The organism is Streptomyces sp. JNUCC 64 (assembly GCF_054484115.1).
In genome coordinates, this window is the sequence record NZ_CM137015.1 from 4,305,766 (window position 1) to 4,324,673 (window position 18,908).

At 73.6% G+C, this 18,908-nt stretch carries 14 protein-coding genes and 1 pseudogene; 7 read left to right on the plus strand and 8 right to left on the minus strand.

The genetic code is table 11. From position 1 onward, the window contains the following. Positions 1-89: 89 nt before the first annotated feature. Entirely contained in the window at positions 90-1,805 is a 1,716-nt protein-coding gene (metG, locus tag ACVWNX_RS17750) for a methionine--tRNA ligase (RefSeq protein WP_454408125.1), read from the minus strand. A 196-nt stretch (positions 1,806-2,001) separates the two neighbouring features. Continuing rightward, complete coding sequence (locus tag ACVWNX_RS17755) at positions 2,002-4,095, minus strand: VWA domain-containing protein (protein WP_454408127.1); 2,094 nt, start codon at positions 4,093-4,095, stop codon at positions 2,002-2,004. Positions 4,096-4,331: 236 nt separating this feature from the next. Here ACVWNX_RS17755 and ACVWNX_RS17760 point away from each other — a divergent pair, with 236 nt between their 5' ends. Together ACVWNX_RS17760 and ACVWNX_RS17765 are read left to right on the plus strand one after the other, a co-directional pair. Next, a complete protein-coding gene (locus ACVWNX_RS17760; RefSeq protein ID WP_454408128.1) occupies positions 4,332-6,428 on the plus strand; it encodes a PhoX family protein in 2,097 nt (698 codons plus the stop codon). A gap of 158 nt (positions 6,429-6,586) precedes the next feature. After that, positions 6,587-7,255, plus strand: a complete 669-nt coding sequence (locus tag ACVWNX_RS17765) for an SMI1/KNR4 family protein (RefSeq protein WP_454408130.1) — start codon at positions 6,587-6,589, stop codon at positions 7,253-7,255. Positions 7,256-7,489: 234 nt separating this feature from the next. On the opposite strand, the gene ACVWNX_RS17770 is transcribed toward ACVWNX_RS17765, so the two are convergent. Next, complete coding sequence (locus ACVWNX_RS17770; protein WP_454408132.1) at positions 7,490-9,028, minus strand: erythromycin esterase family protein; 1,539 nt, start codon at positions 9,026-9,028, stop codon at positions 7,490-7,492. A gap of 261 nt (positions 9,029-9,289) precedes the next feature. Between ACVWNX_RS17770 and ACVWNX_RS17775 the strand changes: the two genes are divergently transcribed. Further along, positions 9,290-10,330 carry a GlxA family transcriptional regulator gene (locus tag ACVWNX_RS17775; protein ID WP_454408134.1) on the plus strand — a complete coding sequence of 347 codons (1,041 nt, stop codon included), beginning with the start codon at positions 9,290-9,292 and terminating at the stop codon, positions 10,328-10,330. A gap of 177 nt (positions 10,331-10,507) precedes the next feature. Here the strand turns inward: ACVWNX_RS17775 and ACVWNX_RS17780 are convergent. The 3 genes and pseudogenes from ACVWNX_RS17780 to ACVWNX_RS17790 form a co-directional block, all read right to left on the minus strand. Next, a pseudogene (locus ACVWNX_RS17780) lies at positions 10,508-11,342 on the minus strand (protein kinase domain-containing protein). Positions 11,343-11,426: 84 nt separating this feature from the next. After that, positions 11,427-11,870 carry a glycine-rich domain-containing protein gene (locus tag ACVWNX_RS17785; protein WP_454408135.1) on the minus strand — a complete coding sequence of 148 codons (444 nt, stop codon included), beginning with the start codon at positions 11,868-11,870 and terminating at the stop codon, positions 11,427-11,429. A gap of 201 nt (positions 11,871-12,071) precedes the next feature. Then, positions 12,072-12,302 (minus strand): hypothetical protein, encoded by a 231-nt coding sequence (locus ACVWNX_RS17790; protein ID WP_454408137.1) that lies wholly within the window; start codon positions 12,300-12,302, stop codon positions 12,072-12,074. A gap of 119 nt (positions 12,303-12,421) precedes the next feature. On the opposite strand from ACVWNX_RS17790, the gene ACVWNX_RS17795 reads away from it, so the two are divergent. From ACVWNX_RS17795 to ACVWNX_RS17810, 4 genes are all read left to right on the plus strand, one after another. Further along, positions 12,422-13,165: a helix-turn-helix domain-containing protein gene (locus ACVWNX_RS17795; protein ID WP_454414817.1), complete on the plus strand. Its 744-nt coding sequence runs from the start codon at positions 12,422-12,424 to the stop codon at positions 13,163-13,165. 3 nt (positions 13,166-13,168) lie between these two features. Next, a complete protein-coding gene (locus tag ACVWNX_RS17800; RefSeq protein ID WP_454408139.1) occupies positions 13,169-13,639 on the plus strand; it encodes an NUDIX hydrolase in 471 nt (156 codons plus the stop codon). Between the two features lie 459 nt (positions 13,640-14,098). Beyond that, a complete protein-coding gene (locus ACVWNX_RS17805) occupies positions 14,099-15,973 on the plus strand; it encodes an NHL domain-containing thioredoxin family protein (protein WP_454408141.1) in 1,875 nt (624 codons plus the stop codon). A gap of 390 nt (positions 15,974-16,363) precedes the next feature. Beyond that, a complete protein-coding gene (locus ACVWNX_RS17810; RefSeq protein WP_454408142.1) occupies positions 16,364-16,888 on the plus strand; it encodes a hypothetical protein in 525 nt (174 codons plus the stop codon). Positions 16,889-16,975: 87 nt separating this feature from the next. On the opposite strand, the gene ACVWNX_RS17815 is transcribed toward ACVWNX_RS17810, so the two are convergent. Beyond that, the gene (locus ACVWNX_RS17815) at positions 16,976-17,191 is read right to left on the minus strand and encodes a hypothetical protein (RefSeq protein ID WP_454408144.1); all 216 of its coding nucleotides are present in this window, start codon (positions 17,189-17,191) and stop codon (positions 16,976-16,978) included. Between the two features lie 185 nt (positions 17,192-17,376). After that, positions 17,377-18,669: a M18 family aminopeptidase gene (locus ACVWNX_RS17820; RefSeq protein WP_454408146.1), complete on the minus strand. Its 1,293-nt coding sequence runs from the start codon at positions 18,667-18,669 to the stop codon at positions 17,377-17,379. Positions 18,670-18,908 lie beyond the last annotated feature (239 nt).

Sequence of the window (18,908 nt, forward strand, 5' to 3'; positions counted from 1 at the left end):
GCTCCCGGCCGCCCACGCCGGTACGCCGCGAGGGGGCGGCACCGGTCGTCCGGTGCCGCCCCCTCGGCGAGGTCGGGTGCGGGTAGGGGCTACTCGCCGCCGAAGCGGGTCCGGAAGCCTTCCAGGTCATCGTCGGTGATCTTGGCGAAGAGCACCGGCGGCACCGTGAACGGCGTGCCCGCCGGGACCGCGTCCAGGGCCGTCGCCTCGGCGGCCGTGACCCACGGCGCCGTGTCGTCCGCCAGGGCGAACACGCCCCGCATCGCCTTCGCCGAGGCCGGGACGAACGGCTCGGACACCACCGCGTACAGCCGGATCAGGTTCATCGCGGTGCGCAGCGTCAGCGCCGCCGCCTCCGGGTCGGTCTTGATCTCCAGCCAGGGGGACTTCTCCTCCAGGTAGGAGTTGCCCGCCGACCACAGCGCGCGCAGCGCCGCCGCCGCCTTGCGGAACTGGAGGGCGTCCAGCTGCTCCTCGTACTCCGCGAGCAGCCGCGCGATCTCCTCGCCCAGCCGCTCCTCGGCCGCCCCGGGGACGCCGCCCGCCGGGACCTCGTCCCCGAACCGCTTCCGGGAGAACGACAGCACCCGGTTGACGAAGTTGCCCAGGGTGTCCGCGAGGTCCTTGTTCACCGTGGCGGTGAAGTGCTCCCAGGTGAAGGAGGAGTCGTCGGACTCGGGGGCGTTCGCGATGAGGAAGTACCGCCAGTAGTCGGCGGGCAGCACCTCCAGCGCCGCGTCGGTGAAGACGCCCCGCTTCTGCGAGGTGGAGAACTTGCCGCCGTAGTAGGTCAGCCAGTTGAACGCCTTGACGTAGTCGACCTTCTTCCACGGCTCCCGCACGCCCAGCTCGGTCGCCGGGAACATCACCGTGTGGAACGGGACGTTGTCCTTGGCCATGAACTGGGTGTAGCGGACCGTGTCGGCCGACTCGTACCACCAGGACTTCCAGTCCCGGGTCTCCCCGGCGGGCGCGGCGTCGGCCCACTCCTTCGTCGCGGCGATGTACTCGACGGGCGCGTCGAACCACACGTAGAAGACCTTGCCCTCGGCCGCCAGCTCCGGCCAGGTGTCCGCCGGGACGGGCACGCCCCAGTCCAGGTCACGGGTGATCGCCCGGTCGTGCAGCCCCTCGGTCAGCCACTTGCGGGCGATGGAGGACGCCAGCTGCGGCCAGGCGCCGCCGACCTCGTCGATCCACGCCTCGACCTCGGGCTGCAGCTTCGACTGGAGCAGGAAGAGGTGCTTGGTCTCGCGGACCTCCAGGTCCGTGGACCCGCTGATCGCGGAGCGCGGGTTGATCAGGTCCGTGGGGTCGAGCACCCGGGTGCAGTTCTCGCACTGGTCGCCGCGCGCCTTGTCGTACCCGCAGTGCGGGCAGGTGCCCTCGACGTACCGGTCCGGCAGGAACCTGCCGTCGGCGGGCGAGTACACCTGGCGGATGGCCCGCTCCTCGATGAACCCGTTCTCGTTCAGCTTGCGCGCGAAGTGCTGGGTGATCTCCACGTTCTGCGCCGAGGAGCTGCGGCCGAAGTAGTCGAAGGCCAGCTCGAAGCCGTCGTACACGGCCTTCTGCGCGTCGTGCGCCCGCGCGCAGAACTCGTCCACCGGCAGGCCCCGCTCCTTGGCCGCCAGCTCGGCGGGGGTGCCGTGCTCGTCGGTGGCGCAGATGTACAGGACGTCGTGGCCGCGCTGGCGGAGGTACCGGGAGTACACGTCCGCCGGAAGCATGGACCCCACCATGTTGCCCAGGTGCTTGATCCCGTTGATGTACGGAAGGGCGCTGGTGATGAGGTGTCGAGCCATGGAGGCTGCTCCCGGGTCGCGGTGTGTGCGGTGTGGTGCGAGGTGCCGTGGTGGTCTTCCGGCCGGGCCGGTGGGGCGGGCCGCGCGGGCCCGTCCGGCGGGGTACGGAATCCACGAATCCTATCCGACGGGCAGCGGCGCCCCGCCCGGAGTTTTCCCGGGCGGGGCGCCGCTGGAGCCCCGGTGCGCGGCGGGCTCAGCCGGTCCGCGCGGCCAGCCAGCCGGGCAGCGCCGCGAGCAGCCCCTCGTACAACTCCTTGTCGGTCAGCTCCCGGGGCGCCGGGCCCGCGTGGTAGAAGCCCGCGTTCTGGGCGGTCAGCTTCCGCAGGTAGTCGAAGCCCTTGGCCTCGTGCTCGCCGAACGCCACGAACTGGAAGAACAGCGGCAGCCGGGCCGCCGCGGCCAGCGCCTCGTTCGCCGGGCCCTTGGCGTCCGGCGGACCGTCGGTCTGGAAGACGACCAGCGCGGGTCCGGTCTCCCCGGACCCCTCGTAGTGGGCCACGACCGCGTCGATCGCCGCGTGGTAGCTGGTGCGGCCCATCCGCCCGGCGGCGGCGTGCAGCTCGTCGACCCGGCCCTCGTACGCGGTGAGGTCCAGCTCCCCGGTGCCGTCCACCTCGGTGGAGAACAGCACGACGGGGACGGTCGCCGTCCCGTCCAGATGCGCGGAGAGCGCGAGCGCCTGCTCGCCGAGGCTCTGCGCGGAGCCGTCCTTGTAGTACCCGCGCATGGAGCCGGAACGGTCCAGCACCAGATACACCCGGAGCCGGGCACCCGCCAGTTCCCGCTTGCGCAGGGCCGCGCCCGCCGCCTTGTACCCGGCGACCAGGCCCGGCGCCCGGCTCCGCACCCGGGCGAGGCTCCAGGCGGGCTTCCCTCCGGCGGCGGCGTCAGCCGTCTCGTCGGGGACGGTCGCCTCGTCCGGGGCCGCCGCCTCGTCGATGTCGACTGAGGCGTCGGGGACGGCAGTCCCGTCCGGGACGGTGACCGTGTCCGGGACGGTCGCCTCGTCCAGGGCGGCCGTCTCGTCGGGGATGGTCGCCTTGTCGGTGTCGGTGTCGGTGTCGGTCGCGGCTTCCTGGGCCGGGGCCGGTTCCGGGGTCCCGGCCGACCCGGCCGCCTCGGCCGTTCCGTCCGGCTCCGGGGTCGTGTCGGGCTCGGGCGCCTCGGTCACCTCGACCGTCGCGTCCGGCTCGGGTGCCTCGGCCACCTCGGACGTCCCGGCCGTCTCCGGCGCCTCGGTCGTCGCCGTCGGTTCCGGGGCGGCCTCCGCTTCGGGTGCCGGTTCCGGTGCGGCTTCCGGGGCCGGGGTGGGCGCGGACTCGGCGGTCACCGACTCCGGTTCCGGCGCCGCCGTGGGCTCCGGTGCGGTGGCCGCCGGAGCGGTGACCGTCTCCGTCTCCGGCTCCGTGACCGTCTCCGGTACGACGACCGCCACCGGCTCGGGCGAGGTCACCGGCTCGGACGCGGTCGCCTGCTCCGGTTCGGGGGTCGCCTCGGCGGCCCCGGCCTCGGCCCCGGACGTCGCGACCGGTTCGGGGGTCGGCTCGGCGGCGGGTTCCGGCACGGTCACCCGCCGGGCCTCCGGCTCGGTCACCGGCTCGGCCCCGGCCGTGGTCGGCCCGGCGGGCGCGGGCACCGGGCCCGGGCCGGGTTCCGGTTCCGCCGCCGGCGCGGGGATCGTGGGCTTGGCGGCGGCGGCGTCGGTGCCGGCACCGGACCCGGCGGACGCGGCCGGGGTACTGGACGCACCCGAGCTGCCGGACCCGGCGGACGGCGTGGGCTCCGTGGTGGACGGGCCCGCGCCGGACGAGGTGGCGGCGGGTGCCGTGGACTGCGCCGGGACCACCGCGGACGCACCGCGCGCGGGCTCGGCGGGACGGGGGACGGTCACGTGGTCGAAGGCGGCGGAGACCAGCTCGTCCGCGACGGACGACTGCGCGGGCACCCGCGCCCCCGCCGTCGCCGCCGTGCCCGTGACGGCGTCCGCGTCGTCCTCATCGGAAGCGGACCCGGAAGCGGACCCGGACGCGGACGCGGACGCGGTAGAAGACGTAGAAGCCGTGGAAGACGCGGTGGCGGTGGCCGGAGGCTCACCTGCGGGCGACGGAACGGTCGCCTCCGCCGTGGCCTTCGCCCCGGCGCGGTCCGCCTCGGTGCGGTCCGCGTCCGTCGCGTCCGTCCGCTCCCCGGGGGGCAGCGCGGCCGCGTCCTCCCCGGTGCCCCGCACAGGGCCTTCGGACTTCTTCGAGCGACCGAACACGCCCCGCAGCCGACTCAGAATGCCCATGTGCGCAACCCTTCAGATGAGTTGTTCTGTCAATCCCTGGCCAGGACGGCTACGTAAGGTTAGCCAAACGCCCGGACGATCACCGGCCGACCCACCCCGACGGCCCAACGGCACCCCGTCCTCCGTGCCAGGTTCACTCCGCGTTCATGTTTCGTCCCTCCCCTCACAAGGGCAGGGCCCTAAGTTCACGCCGAACGCACACCGAGCCGAACAGATCCCGAAAAGGGGAGCGAGACGTGCGCAGAACGCTGCCGTTGATCACCACTCACCCGGGCGGTCGCTCCGCCCTCACCTGCCGCTACCGCTGCGGCGACGCCTGCTTCGGGGAGGTGCCGAACACCAGCGGGAACGCGTACGCCGGGGACGTCATCGCGGCGGCGGTCAGCCGCCGGTCCCTGATGCGCGCGACCGCCGTGGTCACCGTCGCCGGGGCCGTCGCGGGCGGGGCGCTCGCCGGTCCGGGGGCGGGGCGGGCCGAGGCGGCCCCCGTCGCGGGGCCCGGGGGCGGCCGTCACCGGCCCCAGGACCGTCCGGTGCGGGGGCTGCGGTTCACGCCCGTCGCCCCGAACACCGAGGACGCGGTCACCGTCCCCGAGGGCTACGCCCGCGAGGTGGTGATCCGCTGGGGCGACCCGATCCTGCGGGGCGCCCCGGCCTTCGACCCGGACCGTCAGACGGCGGCGGCGCAGGCCGGGCAGTTCGGCTACAACAACGACTTCCTGAGCGTGCTGCCGCTGCCCCGGGAGCACGGCCGCCAGGTGATGGTGGCCAACCACGAGTACACCAACGAGGTGCTGATGTTCCGGGGCTACGACCCCGAGAACCCGACCCGCGAACAGGTGGAGATCGCCTGGGCCGCGCACGGGCTGTCGGTCGTCGTGGTGGAGGAGCGGCACCGCACCGGACGGCTCTCCGTGGTGCCGCGCCACCCGCTGAACCGGCGGCTCACCATGAGCACCCCGTTCCGGCTGAGCGGCCCGGTCGCCGGGCACCCCTTGGTGCGCACGGGCGCCGACCCCAAGGGCCGCACCGTCCTCGGCACCCTCAACAACTGCGCGGGCGGCGAGACGCCGTGGGGGACGACCCTGCACGGCGAGGAGAACTTCAACCAGTACTTCGGCCACGCGGACCGGGTCACCGACCCGGTCGAGGTCGCCCGGCTGAAGCGGTACGGGGTGACGGGCGGCGCCTCCGAGCGCAAGTGGGAGCGGTTCGACGACCGGTTCGACCTGACGAAGGAACCGAACGAGCCGAACCGTTTCGGCTGGGTGGTGGAGCTGGACCCGTACGACCCGGACTCCACCCCGCGCAAGCGGACCGCGCTCGGCCGCTTCAAGCACGAGGCCGCGCAGCCCCGGCTCACCCGGGACGGGCGTCCCGTCGTCTACATGGGCGACGACGAACGCTTCGACTACTTCTACAAGTTCGTCTCGTCCAAGCGCCGCATGCGCGGTAACAGCCGCACCGCGCACGCGCACAACCTGACCCTGCTGGACGAGGGCACCCTGTACGTGGCCCGGATCACCGGCGACTCCCCCGCCGAGGAGATCGACGGCTCCGGCACCCACCCCTCCGACGGCGTGTTCGACGGCGGCGGCGAGTGGCTCCCGCTGGCCACGGCGGGCCCCGGCGGGCGCGCCGTCTCGCACGTGCCGGGGATGAGCGCCGAGGAGGTCTACGTCTTCACCCGGCAGGCCGCCGACCGGGTGGGCGCCACCAAGATGGACCGCCCCGAGGACGTGGAGCCGCACCCGCACACCGGCAAGGTGTACGTGGCGCTCACCAACAACACCGAGCGCGGCACGCCCGGCAAGCCCGGCGCGGACGAGGCCAACCCGCGCGCCCGCAACAAGCACGGACAGGTCCTGGAGCTGACCGAGCACCGTAACCGGGCCGACGCCACCCGCTTCGGCTGGAACCTGTTCCTGGTGGCGGGCGACCCGCAGGACCCGTCGACGTACTTCGCGGGCTTCCCCAAGGACCGGGTCTCGCCGATCTCCTGCCCCGACAACGTCGCCTTCGACCCGCACGGCAATCTGTGGCTCTCCACCGACGGCAACAAGCTCGGCTCCCACGACGGGCTGTTCGGCGTGGCGACGAGCGGCGAGCGCCGGGGCGAGCTGCGGCAGTTCCTGACGGTGCCGACGGGCGCGGAGACCTGCGGCCCGGTGATCCAGGAACGCCGGGTGCTGGTCGCCGTCCAGCACCCCGGCGAGGTGGACGGCGCGAGCGTGGAGCACCCGGCGAGCACCTGGCCGGACGGCCCGGGCGAGCTGGTGCGCCCCTCGGTCGTCGCGGTCTGGCGGAAGGACGGCGGGGCCATCGGCAACTGACCCCGCGCGGGGGCGCTCCGCCCGCCGGGGGCGCCCCCGGCGGGCGACACGGGGCGCCCCCGGCGGTCGGTCCGGGGCGGGAGCGCCCCCGCCCTGGACGCCCCGCGCCGGACGCCCCGCCCGGACCGACCGCCGGTGCCCGTCGCTACGTTGGCCGCATGGGCGAACCGAAGAGGACGATCGACGAGGCGGACCACGCGTGGCTGTCGGAGGCCGAGCGGACGGCCGCCGAGGCCCGGCAGGTCACCGACGCCTGGCGGCGGGTCGAGGCGTGGCTGGACCGGCACGCGCCGGGAACCCTGACCGCGCTGCGGCCGGGCGCCGGATGGCCGGAGGTCAACGCGGTGCGGGACCGGATCGGGGTCCGGGTGCCGACCGGGCTGCGGGCCCTGTGGAGCGAGCACGCCGGGACGAGGGACCTGCCGTGGTCGGCCTTCATGCTCGGCGGCTGGGCCCTGATGGACCTCGACACGGTGGTCTCCGTCTACGCGGACCAGCGGCGGCGCGCGGCCGTGGACCCCGGCACCGGGGAGTCCCCGCACTGGCGCGCCGCCTGGATCCCGTTCTGCCACGGCGGCCCCGCCGCCCCGGACTCCGGCCTCTACCTGGACGCGGAGACCGGACGGGTCTGCTTCTGGGGCCGGTACGGCGACCGCGAGCCCCGGTACGAGTCGCTGACGACGTACCTGGAGGAGATGGCCGACCGCCTGGAGTCCCCCGCCCTGTTCGACGGCGAGCCCCCCGGACTGCTGAGTCTGCCCGCCCTGACCTGGGGGAAGCCGTCCCCGGAGGGGCCGGGGCGCTGGGAACCGCTCACGGGCGTCTGATCACGGAGACCTGATCACGGGTCCCCGGACGGGTCCGGTCCAGGACGGGTTCGTCCAGGACGGGTCCGGTCCAGGACGGGTTCGCCCAGAACAGGTCGGTCCAGGACGGGTTCGCCCAGAACGGGTCGGTCCAGGACGGGTTCGCCCAGAACGGGTCGGTCCAGGGCGGGTTCGTCCGGGACGACGGGCCCGGTCCCGTCGTCCCGGAGCTCCGTCCGTGGCGGCCACGGCCCGTCAGCCCACCTCCCCGTACTCCACCGCCCGGCGCAGATGGACGAGGACGTCGAAGGCGCGGCCCGGGGCGACGTCCTTGAGGCGCTCCTCCGGGCGGCCCCCGTAGCCGCCGGGGACCACGAACATGGGCCGGGCGGTGGCCAGCCAGGGACCGGCCGCCCGGTCGTGGCGGGCCGCGCGGAGGTCCACGTAGTAGCCGGTGTCGCCGTCACGGGCGCCGCGCGGGCGTACCCGGTCGAGGACGTGCTCGTTGCTGCCGGGGGCGGCCGGACCCGTGTCGAAGACGTCGAACAGACCCGTGCGGTGGTCGTGGGCCCGGTACCGGGCGCTGTGCACCGAGGTGCCGACCGCCAGGTACCGGTCGCCGATCAGCTCCCTCAGGACGGTGCCCTGGACGACGGGGTGGGTGCCCGCGTCAGGGGTCTCGTAGGCGAGGTGCGCGTTGTGCGCGGAGACCAGGACCCGGCCGCCGGTCCACCGCTGCCACCACACGGTGTGCTCGGCCATCGCCCGGTCCCGCAGCCGGTTCGCCTCGGGCTCGACCGTCGGGTCGAGGAGGTCCAGCGCGTACAGGGACGCCATGTCGACGATCACCCGGGACTCCTGGAGGACCAGCGGATCGACCCCGCCCGCCCCGGTGAGCAGGGCGTGCACGGCGCGGGCGTCCGCCGCCATCGCCTCCCGTTCGGCCCGTGGCCTGGCGCTCAGGGCGGCGGTCCGTTCGGCGACCCCGGCGGGCAGGGCGAGCGCCGCCGCGTACCGTTCCCGTAGCCGGGGCGCCAGCGCGGGGCGGTGCTCCGCGGCCCAGTCGACGATCCGCCGGTACTGGGCGTGGTCCACGTCGTTGACGTCGTTGCCCATCACCCGCAGCCGCTGCCCGGGGGCGGCCGTGCGGTTGTGCTCCCGCATCCACGTGAACAGCCGCAGGAACTCGGCGTTGTTCCAGTCGGCGTACGAGCCCTGGAACTCCTCGCGCATGATCCGCCGCAGGTCGCCCTTCCCGGTGCGCACGTACGCGTCCAGCCGGACCCCCGACGACCAGGAGGTCTCCAGCGCGAAGGTGGTGAAGCCCTCCCGTCCGGCCAACCGGCGGAAGAGCCGGTCCTTGAGCTGGAACAGCTCCTTGGAGCCGTGGGTGGCCTCGCCGACCCCGACGACCTCGGCGTCCCCGATCGTCCGGACGAGCCCCGCCAGGTCCCGGGCGGGGGCGTCGGGCGCGGTGGTGCGCAGCGGGCGGGCGAGGCGTTCGACGCCCTCGACCACCGCCGCCGACCCGTCGTTCCGGGCGGACGGCCCGCCCTTCCCGGTGGTGGCCGTGTCGGTGCGGGGAGCCGGACCGGGCCCGGCCGCCGAGGCTCCGCCACCGGTCAGGACGCCCGCCACGACCGTGGCCGCGAGCAGGACGGGGACGGTGCGGCGGAGTCGGGGGCGCCGGGGGTTCCCGGGGCTCTGGAGGGTCCCGGGGCTCCGGGAGTCCCGGGGGAGGGCTCCGGCCGTGGAGCGGGAACGCGCGGGCGCGGCGGACGGCCCGGGTGACACGGGCGGTTCGGACGGCTCGGACGGCGTGAATGGTTCGGACGGTGTGGACGGTCCGGGTGATGCGGACGGCTCGGACGGCGTGAACGGCGTACGGGTGCGCACAGGGGTGTCCCCTCGTTCGGTGCTGGTGGAGGCCGCCCTCGACGGGCGGGAACGCGGCCACCGGGTGTCCCCTCACCGCCGGTGCCGCCCCCTCATCGTGTCCGCCGCCGGGACCCACGAAAAAGCGTCAACGCCATCAGCCACCGCTAGGTTCTGCTCATGACCGTGATCACCGTACTGCTCGCGGACGGCGTCCCCGGCCATCAACTGGGCGTCCCGGGAGCGGTGTTCGGCGCCGCCAACCGAGCCGACCTGGCCGCCCGCTACGAGGTGCGGGCCTGCTCGGCCACCGGCACCGTCACCACCGCCGACCCCCCGCTGACCGTGGCCACCCCCTGGGGACCGGACGCCCTCGCCGACGCCAGCACCGTCCTGGTCACCTCCCCCGGAGACCACCTCGCCCCGCCGCCGCCCGGGGTGACCGCCGCGCTGCGGGCCGCCGCCGACCGGGGCGCCCGGATGGCCGCGATCGGCACCGGGACCTTCGTCCTCGCCGCCGCCGGACTCCTCGACGGCCGCCGCGCCACGACCTCCTGGCCCCATCTCGGGGAGCTGGCCGACCGGCACCCAGGGATCACCGTCGAACCGGTCGGGGACCCCACCGTCGCGGACCCGCCCTTCCACACCGCGCCCGGGGTCTTCGGCGGCCTGGACCTCTGCGTCGAACTGGTCGCCCTGGACCACGGGGTGCGGACGGCCGCCCAGACCATGCGGCGGCTCGTCCTCCCGGTGCGCGAACAGCTCGTCGCGGACGAGGAGGAACGGGAACGGGAGCTGGCCCGGCACACCGACCTCGCGCTCACCCTGCGCTGGCTGGCGGACCGGCTGGACCGTCCGCTGACCCTCGCCGACCTGGCCGCCCACGCCCGGATCAGCGTCAGCACCCTCACCCGTCGCTTCCGGGCCCAGACCGGACTGCCCCCGCTGCGGTACCTGCTGCGCGCCCGGCTCCACGAGGCGCAGTCGCTGCTGGAGAACACCGACCTCCCCGTCGAACGCGTCGCCGCCCGCACCGGCTTCGGCTCCCCCGCCAACCTCCGCCACCACTTCCACCGGCTGACCGGGGTGAGCCCGCGCGCCTACCGGGCCGCCTTCCGGACGATGACCGCGACGGTGGCGGCCCGGGAGCCGGAGGCACAGGTGGCCCGGGAACCCGGGGCACCGGACGGCCCCCGGCCCCCGGACGGACCGGAGCGGTAGGAGCGGTGGGGCCGCAGGAGCGACGGGAGCGGCCGGACGGACCGGAGGCGGCGAACGGGTCAGGGACCGGGGCAGGGGCAGGGAGCGGAGCTGGGACCAAGGCCAGGACCGGGACCGGGACCGGAGCTGGGGTCAGGATCAGGGCCGGGGCCAGGGCTGAGGCGTGAGCCCTTGGGGTCATTCAAGGGCGGTGCGCACCTCGTGGAGGGTGGGGCGGTCGTCGGGGTCGTGGCTGAGCATGGCGTCGATGAGGTCGCCGAGCTTGCCGGGGGCGCGTACGGGGCGGCGGTGGCCGTCGGCGACGGCTCGGCGTTGTACGGGGCGGGGCGCGTCGTCGGGGTAGCGGACGGCTCGCCAGCCGGTGGCGGAGACGAGGAGCGCGGCGCCGAGCGCGTAGACGTCGGCTTCGCGGGTGGGTTCGGCCTGGCCGGTGGTGAGGACGCTGTGGGCGATCTCGGGTGCTTCGTAGTGGACGAGGCAGCCGCGGTACGGGAAGTCGTACGGGGTGGGTACGGGGCCGCCTCGGGCGAGGGCGAGGTCGATGAGGTGGGTTCGGCCGGCTGGTGAGGAGGTGTGCGGGTTGTACGTCGCCGTGGACCCAGCCGTGGGCGTGGAGGTCGGCTAGTGCGGTGACGCAGGCCAGGGCGGTTTCGGAGTCGGGTTCGGTGGTCGCCCCGGGTTGTCGGTGGGGTTTCCAGCGGGTGTGGAGGTCGGTGCCGTCGCGCCACGGTTGGACGTTCCAGGTGCCGTGTTCCCAGGTGCCGGAGGCGATGCCGTCGATGCCGAGGTGGGTGAGGACGGCGTGTTCGCGGGCGGGGGCGAGGGCGGTCCAGGGCTGGGCGGGCCAGTCGGGGGTGGCCTCGATCGGGTGCCCGAGTTTCACGGCGTGGCGGCCGTGGGGGCTGGCGACGTCCCAGACGGTGGAGCCCCGGCGGTGGACGACCAGGCGGTGGGCGGTGGGGCGGAGCGCATCGAGTACGGCGGTCGGGAGGTGCGGGGGCGCGTCGGACACGGGCTTGTCCTTCCGGTCGGTCCGACGCGGTCGGCCACGGGGCGCTCGTGACCGACCGCGCCGCTGCTGGCGTGGCGGAGGTCGCTACGCCTGACCGTACGGTCGCCCGCAGTCCGAGTCGCACTGCGCGAGGTTCGTGCCGTCCACGGTCCACAGGTCGTCGAAGACCATGAACCCGGCCGCCTTCATGGCGTGGGCGGAGGCGGCCACCCGCTCCGGGTCCCGGGCGCCGCCGCCGGGCTTCGGGTTGTGGTGGAGGAACCGGCCCGCGTGCCGCTCGCACAGGGCGGCGTACTCCTTGGTGTGCAGGATGAGCGCGTGGAGGCCGAGGTCCACGTCGTCGGACGGGACCATGGGCACGGTGGCGGTGGCCGCGGTGACCAGGAAGGCGACCGCCTGGTCCGCGATCCGCTCGGCCCGCTCCCGGGACTGACCGTCGTGGGTGACCACGAAGTGGGCCAGACTCGCGAACAGTTCCTCGCCCGCCACCGCGCGTCCGGTCCGCTGGTCGTTCGCTGTTGCCGTCATACGACTTCTCCTTGTGTTCAACGGTTCGAGAAGTGCTTGTCGGCCGCCCCGGACGGGGATGACATGAGCCCGGGGAACGGGCATCCGTCCGGGGCGTCCGGTCCTACATGCCGATGGCGAGGGCCATGCCGATCACCGGGCCGCACGAGCCAGTGATGATCACGACGAACAGGACCCCGGCGTACCGGCCGATGGCACGCATCACAGGCCGCACCGGCTGTTGCCGTTCCGGACCGCCAAGCGCGCGCTCAACTCCTCACGCGCGCCGGGTTCCACCACGCTGTCCGGGAGGGCGTCCCACTCGACGCCCCCGCCGACCGGCCTTATCTGCACCCGGCCGCCGACTTCACCCATGACGACGCCGACACGTCCCCCGACGGTGTCCTTCGCCAGCTCACCGATGGCCGGTCTGGTCTGGTCGTTGCTCGCCATGGGAACGAGAGTCCCGCCGTCCAGCAGGACGTTGGAACTACTGACGAACCCCACTTTGGGACGTCCCGCGTCCGGTAGAACGTCCCTAGTGCCGTCCCCTGGTGTTGGGAGAGATCGAGATGCCGAACGAGAGGCTACGAGCTGCCATGGCGGCCGGCGGTTGGACGCACGCCACCCTCGCGGAGCAGGTCGACGTGGACCCCAAGTCCGTTGAGCGTTGGGTGAACCAAGGGCGTACGCCTCGCCGTGCAACAGCCATGAAGGCAGCGGAAACGCTAGGAGAAGACGTGCACGCTCTATGGCCAGCGCTTCGACAGGCACGTTCTGCCCGCGCCGTCAGTCCGGAGCTCGTGGCTCTCTACGAGCAGCGGGCGGACATCCCCGTATCCACGTTCGTGGACATGCTGACCCAGGCCCGCAAACAGATCGACGTGTTGGTGTATGCAGCCGTCTTCCTGCACGAGGCGTACCCGAGACTCAATGACCTGTTGCGAGAGAGGGCTGCTGATGGGTGTGCTGTCCGTATCGCGATTGGTGATCCAGACAGCGTGAATGTCCAACAGCGCGGTGAGGACGAGAAGTTCGGCCACGGAATCGAGTCCCGTTGCCGCCTCGCCCTCATGCACTACGGCCCCCTTGCTGAAGCATCCGGCATCGAAGTGCGGACCCATGCAACCACGCTCTACAACTCGATCTACCGCGCGGACGACCAAGCGTTGGTCAACGCCCATGTCTGGGGAGTCAACGCCTACGGCGCTCCCGTGTGGCATCTTCGTCGCAATGGAGATGACGGCATGTTCGACACCTATGCCGGTAGCTTCGACGCGGTGTGGGAGACCGCGAAGCCGGTAAGGGAAGGGTGACTCATGGCACGGACTGAGTACTACGACGACCCGGCGGCACCGGAGCCGAACAGTTTGGTGGTGGCGGCGTCTGCCGTGGTCACCGACGACGAAGGGCGTATTCTTCTCCACCGCCGCCGTGACAGTGATCTTTGGGCGCTTCCTGGTGGTGGCATGGAGATGGCCGACTCCCTTCCGGGAGCAGCCATTCGCGAGGTGAAGGAGGAAACGGGGCTGGACGTGGAAATTACTGGGCTTGTTGGTACATACACTGACCCTCGCCACATCATTGCCTACTCGGATGGTGAGGTGCGCAGGCAGTTCAATGTCTGCTTCACCGCCCGTGTGATGGGGGGCGAGCTCGCCATCTCGGACGAGTCCACGGAGCTGCGGTTTGTCCGGCCTGAGGAGATCGAGCAACTGCCGATACACCACACTCAGCGGCTCCGACTCCGGCACTTCCTGGAAGATTATGAAATGCCCTACCTCGGCTGACTCGGTAGGGGGTAAGGTCCAAGGTGAATTAGGGGTCATTACTGGACCTGTTGGGCGGCCAACTTAGTTCTCGCTGTCGCCGCTATTTATGGTCAGGATCTTCTGCTCCCAAGATTCTTACCAGTTCACTCCCCCATATCGAACACGGCCGCTTACCATCGGCCGGGGCGCAGCTGGAGCCCCAGCCCAACACCCCGCCCGATCCTGCGGATCAGGAGGTCGCGGGTTCGAATCCTGCCGAGTGCACATCGAGACCGAGGCCCTGTGGATCACTCCACGGGGCCTCGGTCGTGTCCGGGGGTTCTTGGGCAGCGGGCTGCCGCCGGAGGCGCGGGTAGGCCAGGACAGGGGACCGGACAGGGCCGGACCAGGGCTGAGGCCATGGCAGGGCACCGGGGAGCAGGGCCGGACCAGGGCTGGGGTCAGGAGCCGGGCCGGGGTGGATGGCACCCTGGAGCCATGAACGACGACGCCCCGGCGCCCACCCCCGCGCCGACCGCCGCGCCCACCCCGGCGCCCCGCCGCCGCGCCCGCGTCCGTGCCCCCGAGCTGACCGGCGAGGGCGGCTGGCTGAACACGGGCGGTGAGCCGCTGACCCTCGCCGACCTGCGGGGACGCATCGCGATCCTCGATTTTTGGACCTTCTGCTGCGTGAACTGTCTGCACGTCCTCGACGAGCTGCGGGAGCTGGAGGAACGGCACCGGGACACGGTGGTCATCGTCGGCGTCCACTCGCCCAAGTTCGCGCACGAGGCCGACCACCAGGCGGTCGTGGACGCGGTGGAGCGGTACGGGGTGGAGCACCCGGTGCTGGACGATCCCCTGCTGACGACCTGGAAGCAGTACGCCGTGCGGGCCTGGCCGACGCTGGTGGTGATCGACCCGGAGGGGTACGTCGTCGCGCAGCACGCGGGCGAGGGGCACGCGCACGCCCTCGCCAAGCTGGTGGCCGAGCTGGAGGCGGAGCACACCGCGAAGGGCACCCTGCGGCGCGGGGACGGCCCGTACGTGCCGCCCGAGCCGGTCGCGACCGAGCTGCGGTTCCCGGGCAAGGCGCTGGCGCTGCCGTCCGGGAACCTGCTGGTCTCGGACACCACCCGGCACCAGTTGGTGGAGCTGGCGGCGGACGGCGAGACCGTGGTGCGGCGGATCGGTTCCGGGCGGCGCGGCCTCGCCGACGGACCGGCGGAGCTGGCCGCGTTCAGCGAACCGCAGGGGCTCGCCGCGCTGCCGGACGGCTCGGTGGTCGTCGCGGACACCGTCAACCACGCGCTGCGCCGCCTCGACCCGGCGACCGGGGAGGTGACGACCCTCGCGGGCACCGGCCGCCAGTGGTGGCAGGGTGCCGCCACCCAGGGCCCGGCGCGGGAGGCGGACCTGTCCTCGCCGTGGGACGTGGCGTACTTCGCGGACCGGGTGTGGATCGCCATGGCGGGCGTCCACCAGCTGTGGACGTACGACCCGGCCGCCGGGACGGTCGCGGTCGCGGCGGGCACCACCAACGAGGGGCTGGTGGACGGTCCGGGCGACGAGGCGTGGTTCGCGCAGCCGTCCGGGCTGGCGGTCGGCGCCGACGGGGAGCGGCTGTGGATCGCCGACTCGGAGACCAGCGCCCTGCGCTGGATCGACCGGGACGGGACGGTCCGCACCGCCGTGGGCACCGGGCTGTTCGACTTCGGGCACCGGGACGGTCCGGCGGACCAGGCGCTGTTGCAGCACCCGCTGGGCGTCACCGCGCTGCCGGACGGCTCGGTCGCGATCAGCGACACGTACAACCACGCGCTGCGCCGCTACGACCCGGCGACCGGCGAGGTCAGCACGCTCGCCACCGATCTGCGCGAGCCGTCCGGCGCGGTGGTCGTGGACGGGGACCTGGTGGTGGTGGAGTCGGCGCGGCACCGGCTGACCCGGCTGCGGCTGCCGGAGGAGGCGGTCCGGGTGGCGGCGGTGGCCCACCGGCTGCGGCGGGAGCCGACGGAGGTGGCGCCGGGCGCGCTGCGGCTGGACGTGGTGTTCCAGGCCCCGTCGGGACAGAAGCTGGACGAGCGGTACGGCCCGTCGACCCGGTTGCTGGTGTCCTCGACGCCGCCGGAGCTGCTGCGGTCGGGCGCGGGCGCGGGGACCGGGCTGGCCCGGGACCTGGAGCTGGACCCGGCCGTGCCGGAGGGGGTGCTGCACGTCTCCGCGATGGCGGCGTCCTGCGACGACGATCCCGCGAACGAGTACCCGGCGTGCCACGTCCACCAGCAGGACTGGGGCGTTCCGGTACGGCTGGTGACGGGCGCGGCGGACCGGCTGCCGCTGGTGCTGGCGGGGATGGACTCGGAGGCGTAGGCCCTCCTTCCCGGGGCGGACCGGGGCAGAACGGGTCGCGTCGGGTCCGCCCCGGTCCGCCCCTGGTCGCCCCGGTCGTACGGGTCCGCACCGGGCCGCACGGGTCCTACCGGGCTCGTGGCCGGGAGCCGCCCGTGTCCGTCGGCCCGTCGCCGCCCGGACTCCGTCGACCTGACCGCCGCCCGGATTCCGTCGGCCCGACGCGCCGCCGCCTTCCGTCAGCCCCGACCGCTGGCGGAACAGACGGCCCGGGGATGGCCGAAAACCGCCCCCCATGGAACACTCCTGCCTTGATCACGAGGGCGCACGACCCTGGTGACCTGGGAGGACACGGCTGTGCGCGGAACGGGCGGAAGACGCAGGGGTAGGGGCAGGGGCATACGACGGGCCGTGGTGGCGGTGGCCGTCATCGCGCTCGGGGTCACGGGCTGCGGCGCGGACGACGGCGACGGTGGACCGGGCGCCGACCTTGAGCCCCGGCCCAAGGGCACCGGACCGCTCGACAAGCAGGTCGTGCGCACCGACATCGAGACCTCCACGGCCGACGCGGGCGCGCCGAAGAGCCACCCGGACTTCTCCCGGATGACCAAGGCGGTCCCGGTCGGCTCGCCCCAGTCGTGCTACGTGGGCTACAAGGGAATCGGGGCAGGGAAGACCCCGGTCGGCGTCGAGCAGTACGACGCGGTCCTGGACGGGCTGCGCGCCCGTGAGTGGCGGACGACCAAGGACCAGAAGGGCTACGGGAAGGACGGGGCGACGGTCGGCGACGCCACGACGGCCCTTGCGCAGCGCGACTGGACGCTGGTCGTGGAGCTCATGTCCTACGGCGACCCGAAGGACGGCGTGCTCACCATCGTCGCCTACGAGAACAGGTGCGTGGCCCGGCACGGCGCCCTGCCGAAGGCGATCGGCTGACCCGCGTACCGGTCGGCGGGGACGGCGACCGCCCCCGCCCCGGGGGACGGGGGCGGGGGGCGGAAGGCCGCCGGGACCGGCGGGCGGTCAGCGGGTTCCGGGGTCTCCGTCGACGACGGTCGTCGCGCCCGGGACCACCACCCGGCGGCGGGCGACGCTGGTGAAGGCCACGATCCCGATGAGGCCCGCCGCCATCAGCACCAGTCCGGCGGCGTTCAAGTCCACCCCCCGCAGCTCCCAGTCGGTCGCGAAGGTGAGGATCGCTCCCACGGCGAGGAGCGCGACGCATCCACCCAGTCCCATGGCTGTTGCCTCCCTGTCGGTCGTGCCGGTCGGTACGGCGGTTCCGTTCGGGGGGCGCGTACCCGGGGCGGGCGCGGGCATGCCGACCTCCCCGTCGGACCGCGCCCGGCGGGGTGCCGGGCACGGGTCGCGGGGTCGTGGAGGGCGGAGGGGAAGGGGAGCCGACGGGTCGCCGGCCCGCTGGCTCAGCCGGTGAGGAACGCGGTCAGGGCGTTGGCGAGCTGGTGCGGGTCGTCGGCGGCGCAGAGTTCGCGGGCGCTGTGCATGGACAGGATCGCGACGCCGATGTCGACGGTCTTGATGCCGTGCCGGGCGGCGGTGATCGGCCCGATGGTGGTCCCGCAGGGCATCGCGTTGTTGGAGACGAACGTCTGGAAAGTGACGCCCGCCTTCTCGCAGGCGGCGGCGAACACGGCCCGGCCGGAGCCGTCGGTGGCGTAGCGGTTGTTGACGTTGACCTTGAGGATGGGGCCGCCGCCCGCGCGCGGGTGGTGGGTCGGGTCGTGGCGCTCCGCGTAGTTGGGGTGCACGGCGTGGCCGGTGTCCGAGGAGAGGCAGACGGTCCCGGCGAGGGCGCGGGCCCGGTCCTCCAGGGAGCCTCCGCGCGCGTAGACGCTGCGTTCCAGGCAGGAGCCGAGCAGCGGGCCGTCGGCGCCGGTGTCGGACTGGGAGCCGTTCTCCTCGTGGTCGAACGCGGCGAGCACCGGGATGTACGGGAGGTCCTCGGTGGCCGAGGCGGCGGCCAGCGCGGCGACGGCGGCGTGCACGGAGAGCAGGTTGTCCATCCGGGGCCCGGCGACGAGTTCCTTGTCGCGGCCCAGATAGGCGGGGGCCTCGACGGGGTGGGTCATCAGGTCCCAGCCGGTGACGTCCTCGGCGTCGAGGTCGTACTCCTCGGCCAGGAAGCGGATCAGGTCGCCCTCGTCGGCGTCGCCGAAGCCCCAGACGGGCTGGAGGTGGCGCTGCGGGTCGAGCTTGAGGCCCTCGGCGCTGACCTTGCGGTCGAGGTGGATGGCGAGCTGCGGGACCCGGGCGAGCGGCCGGTCCACGTTGACCAGGCGGTGGGTGCCGTCGCGCAGCGACAGCCGTCCGGCGACGCCCAGGTCGCGGTCGAGCCAGGAGTTCATCAGGGGCCCGCCGTAGATCTCCACCGCGAGCTGGCGCCAGCCGTGCGCGGAGCTGTCGGGGCGGGGCTTGATCCGCAGGTTGGGGGAGTCGGTGTGGGCGCCGACGATGCGGTACGGGGTGTGCGGGGCGGCGCCCTCGGGAACGTACCAGGCGATGATCGCGCCACCGCGCAGCACGTACTTGCCGCCCGCCGCGCCGTCCCAGGCGTCGGTTTCCGCGAGTTGCCGGAATCCGGCCTTCTCCAGCCGCTCGGCGGCGTTCGCCACGGCGTGGTAGGGGGAGGGGCCGGCCGCGAGGAACGTCATGAGGTCGTCAGTGTGGCCGCGGTCGAAGCGGGGGGCTTGGCTCATGGGTTCACCTTAACGACGAGCACGGGCCCGTTCCCTGGGGTGGGAGCGGGCCCTAGCTGAAATGTACATGCCGCAGGCAGTTGCCCCGCGGGGGCGCGGACGGTCGTCCGGTGGTCCTGCGGACGGTCGTCCGTGGGGCGACAGGCAGTCGTCCGGTGGGGTGGCGGGCGGTCGCCCCCTGGGCCCGACGGCCGGGCCGCCGGGCGCCGACGGCCGGACCATCCCGCCTCGCGGGACCT

What these genes read in the sequence shown, in the direction of transcription:
- metG (WP_454408125.1), bottom strand. Translation starts at nt 1,805, where the DNA reads ATGGCTCGACACCTCATCACCAGCGCCCTTCCGTACATCAACGGGATC.
- ACVWNX_RS17755 (WP_454408127.1), bottom strand. Translation starts at nt 4,095, where the DNA reads ATGGGCATTCTGAGTCGGCTGCGGGGCGTGTTCGGTCGCTCGAAGAAG.
- ACVWNX_RS17765 (WP_454408130.1), top strand. Translation starts at nt 6,587, where the DNA reads ATGGGCGAACCGAAGAGGACGATCGACGAGGCGGACCACGCGTGGCTG.
- ACVWNX_RS17775 (WP_454408134.1), top strand. Translation starts at nt 9,290, where the DNA reads ATGACCGTGATCACCGTACTGCTCGCGGACGGCGTCCCCGGCCATCAA.
- ACVWNX_RS17785 (WP_454408135.1), bottom strand. Translation starts at nt 11,870, where the DNA reads ATGACGGCAACAGCGAACGACCAGCGGACCGGACGCGCGGTGGCGGGC.
- ACVWNX_RS17790 (WP_454408137.1), bottom strand. Translation starts at nt 12,302, where the DNA reads ATGGCGAGCAACGACCAGACCAGACCGGCCATCGGTGAGCTGGCGAAG.
- ACVWNX_RS17795 (WP_454414817.1), top strand. Translation starts at nt 12,422, where the DNA reads ATGCCGAACGAGAGGCTACGAGCTGCCATGGCGGCCGGCGGTTGGACG.
- ACVWNX_RS17800 (WP_454408139.1), top strand. Translation starts at nt 13,169, where the DNA reads ATGGCACGGACTGAGTACTACGACGACCCGGCGGCACCGGAGCCGAAC.
- ACVWNX_RS17805 (WP_454408141.1), top strand. Translation starts at nt 14,099, where the DNA reads ATGAACGACGACGCCCCGGCGCCCACCCCCGCGCCGACCGCCGCGCCC.
- ACVWNX_RS17815 (WP_454408144.1), bottom strand. Translation starts at nt 17,191, where the DNA reads ATGGGACTGGGTGGATGCGTCGCGCTCCTCGCCGTGGGAGCGATCCTC.
- ACVWNX_RS17820 (WP_454408146.1), bottom strand. Translation starts at nt 18,669, where the DNA reads ATGAGCCAAGCCCCCCGCTTCGACCGCGGCCACACTGACGACCTCATG.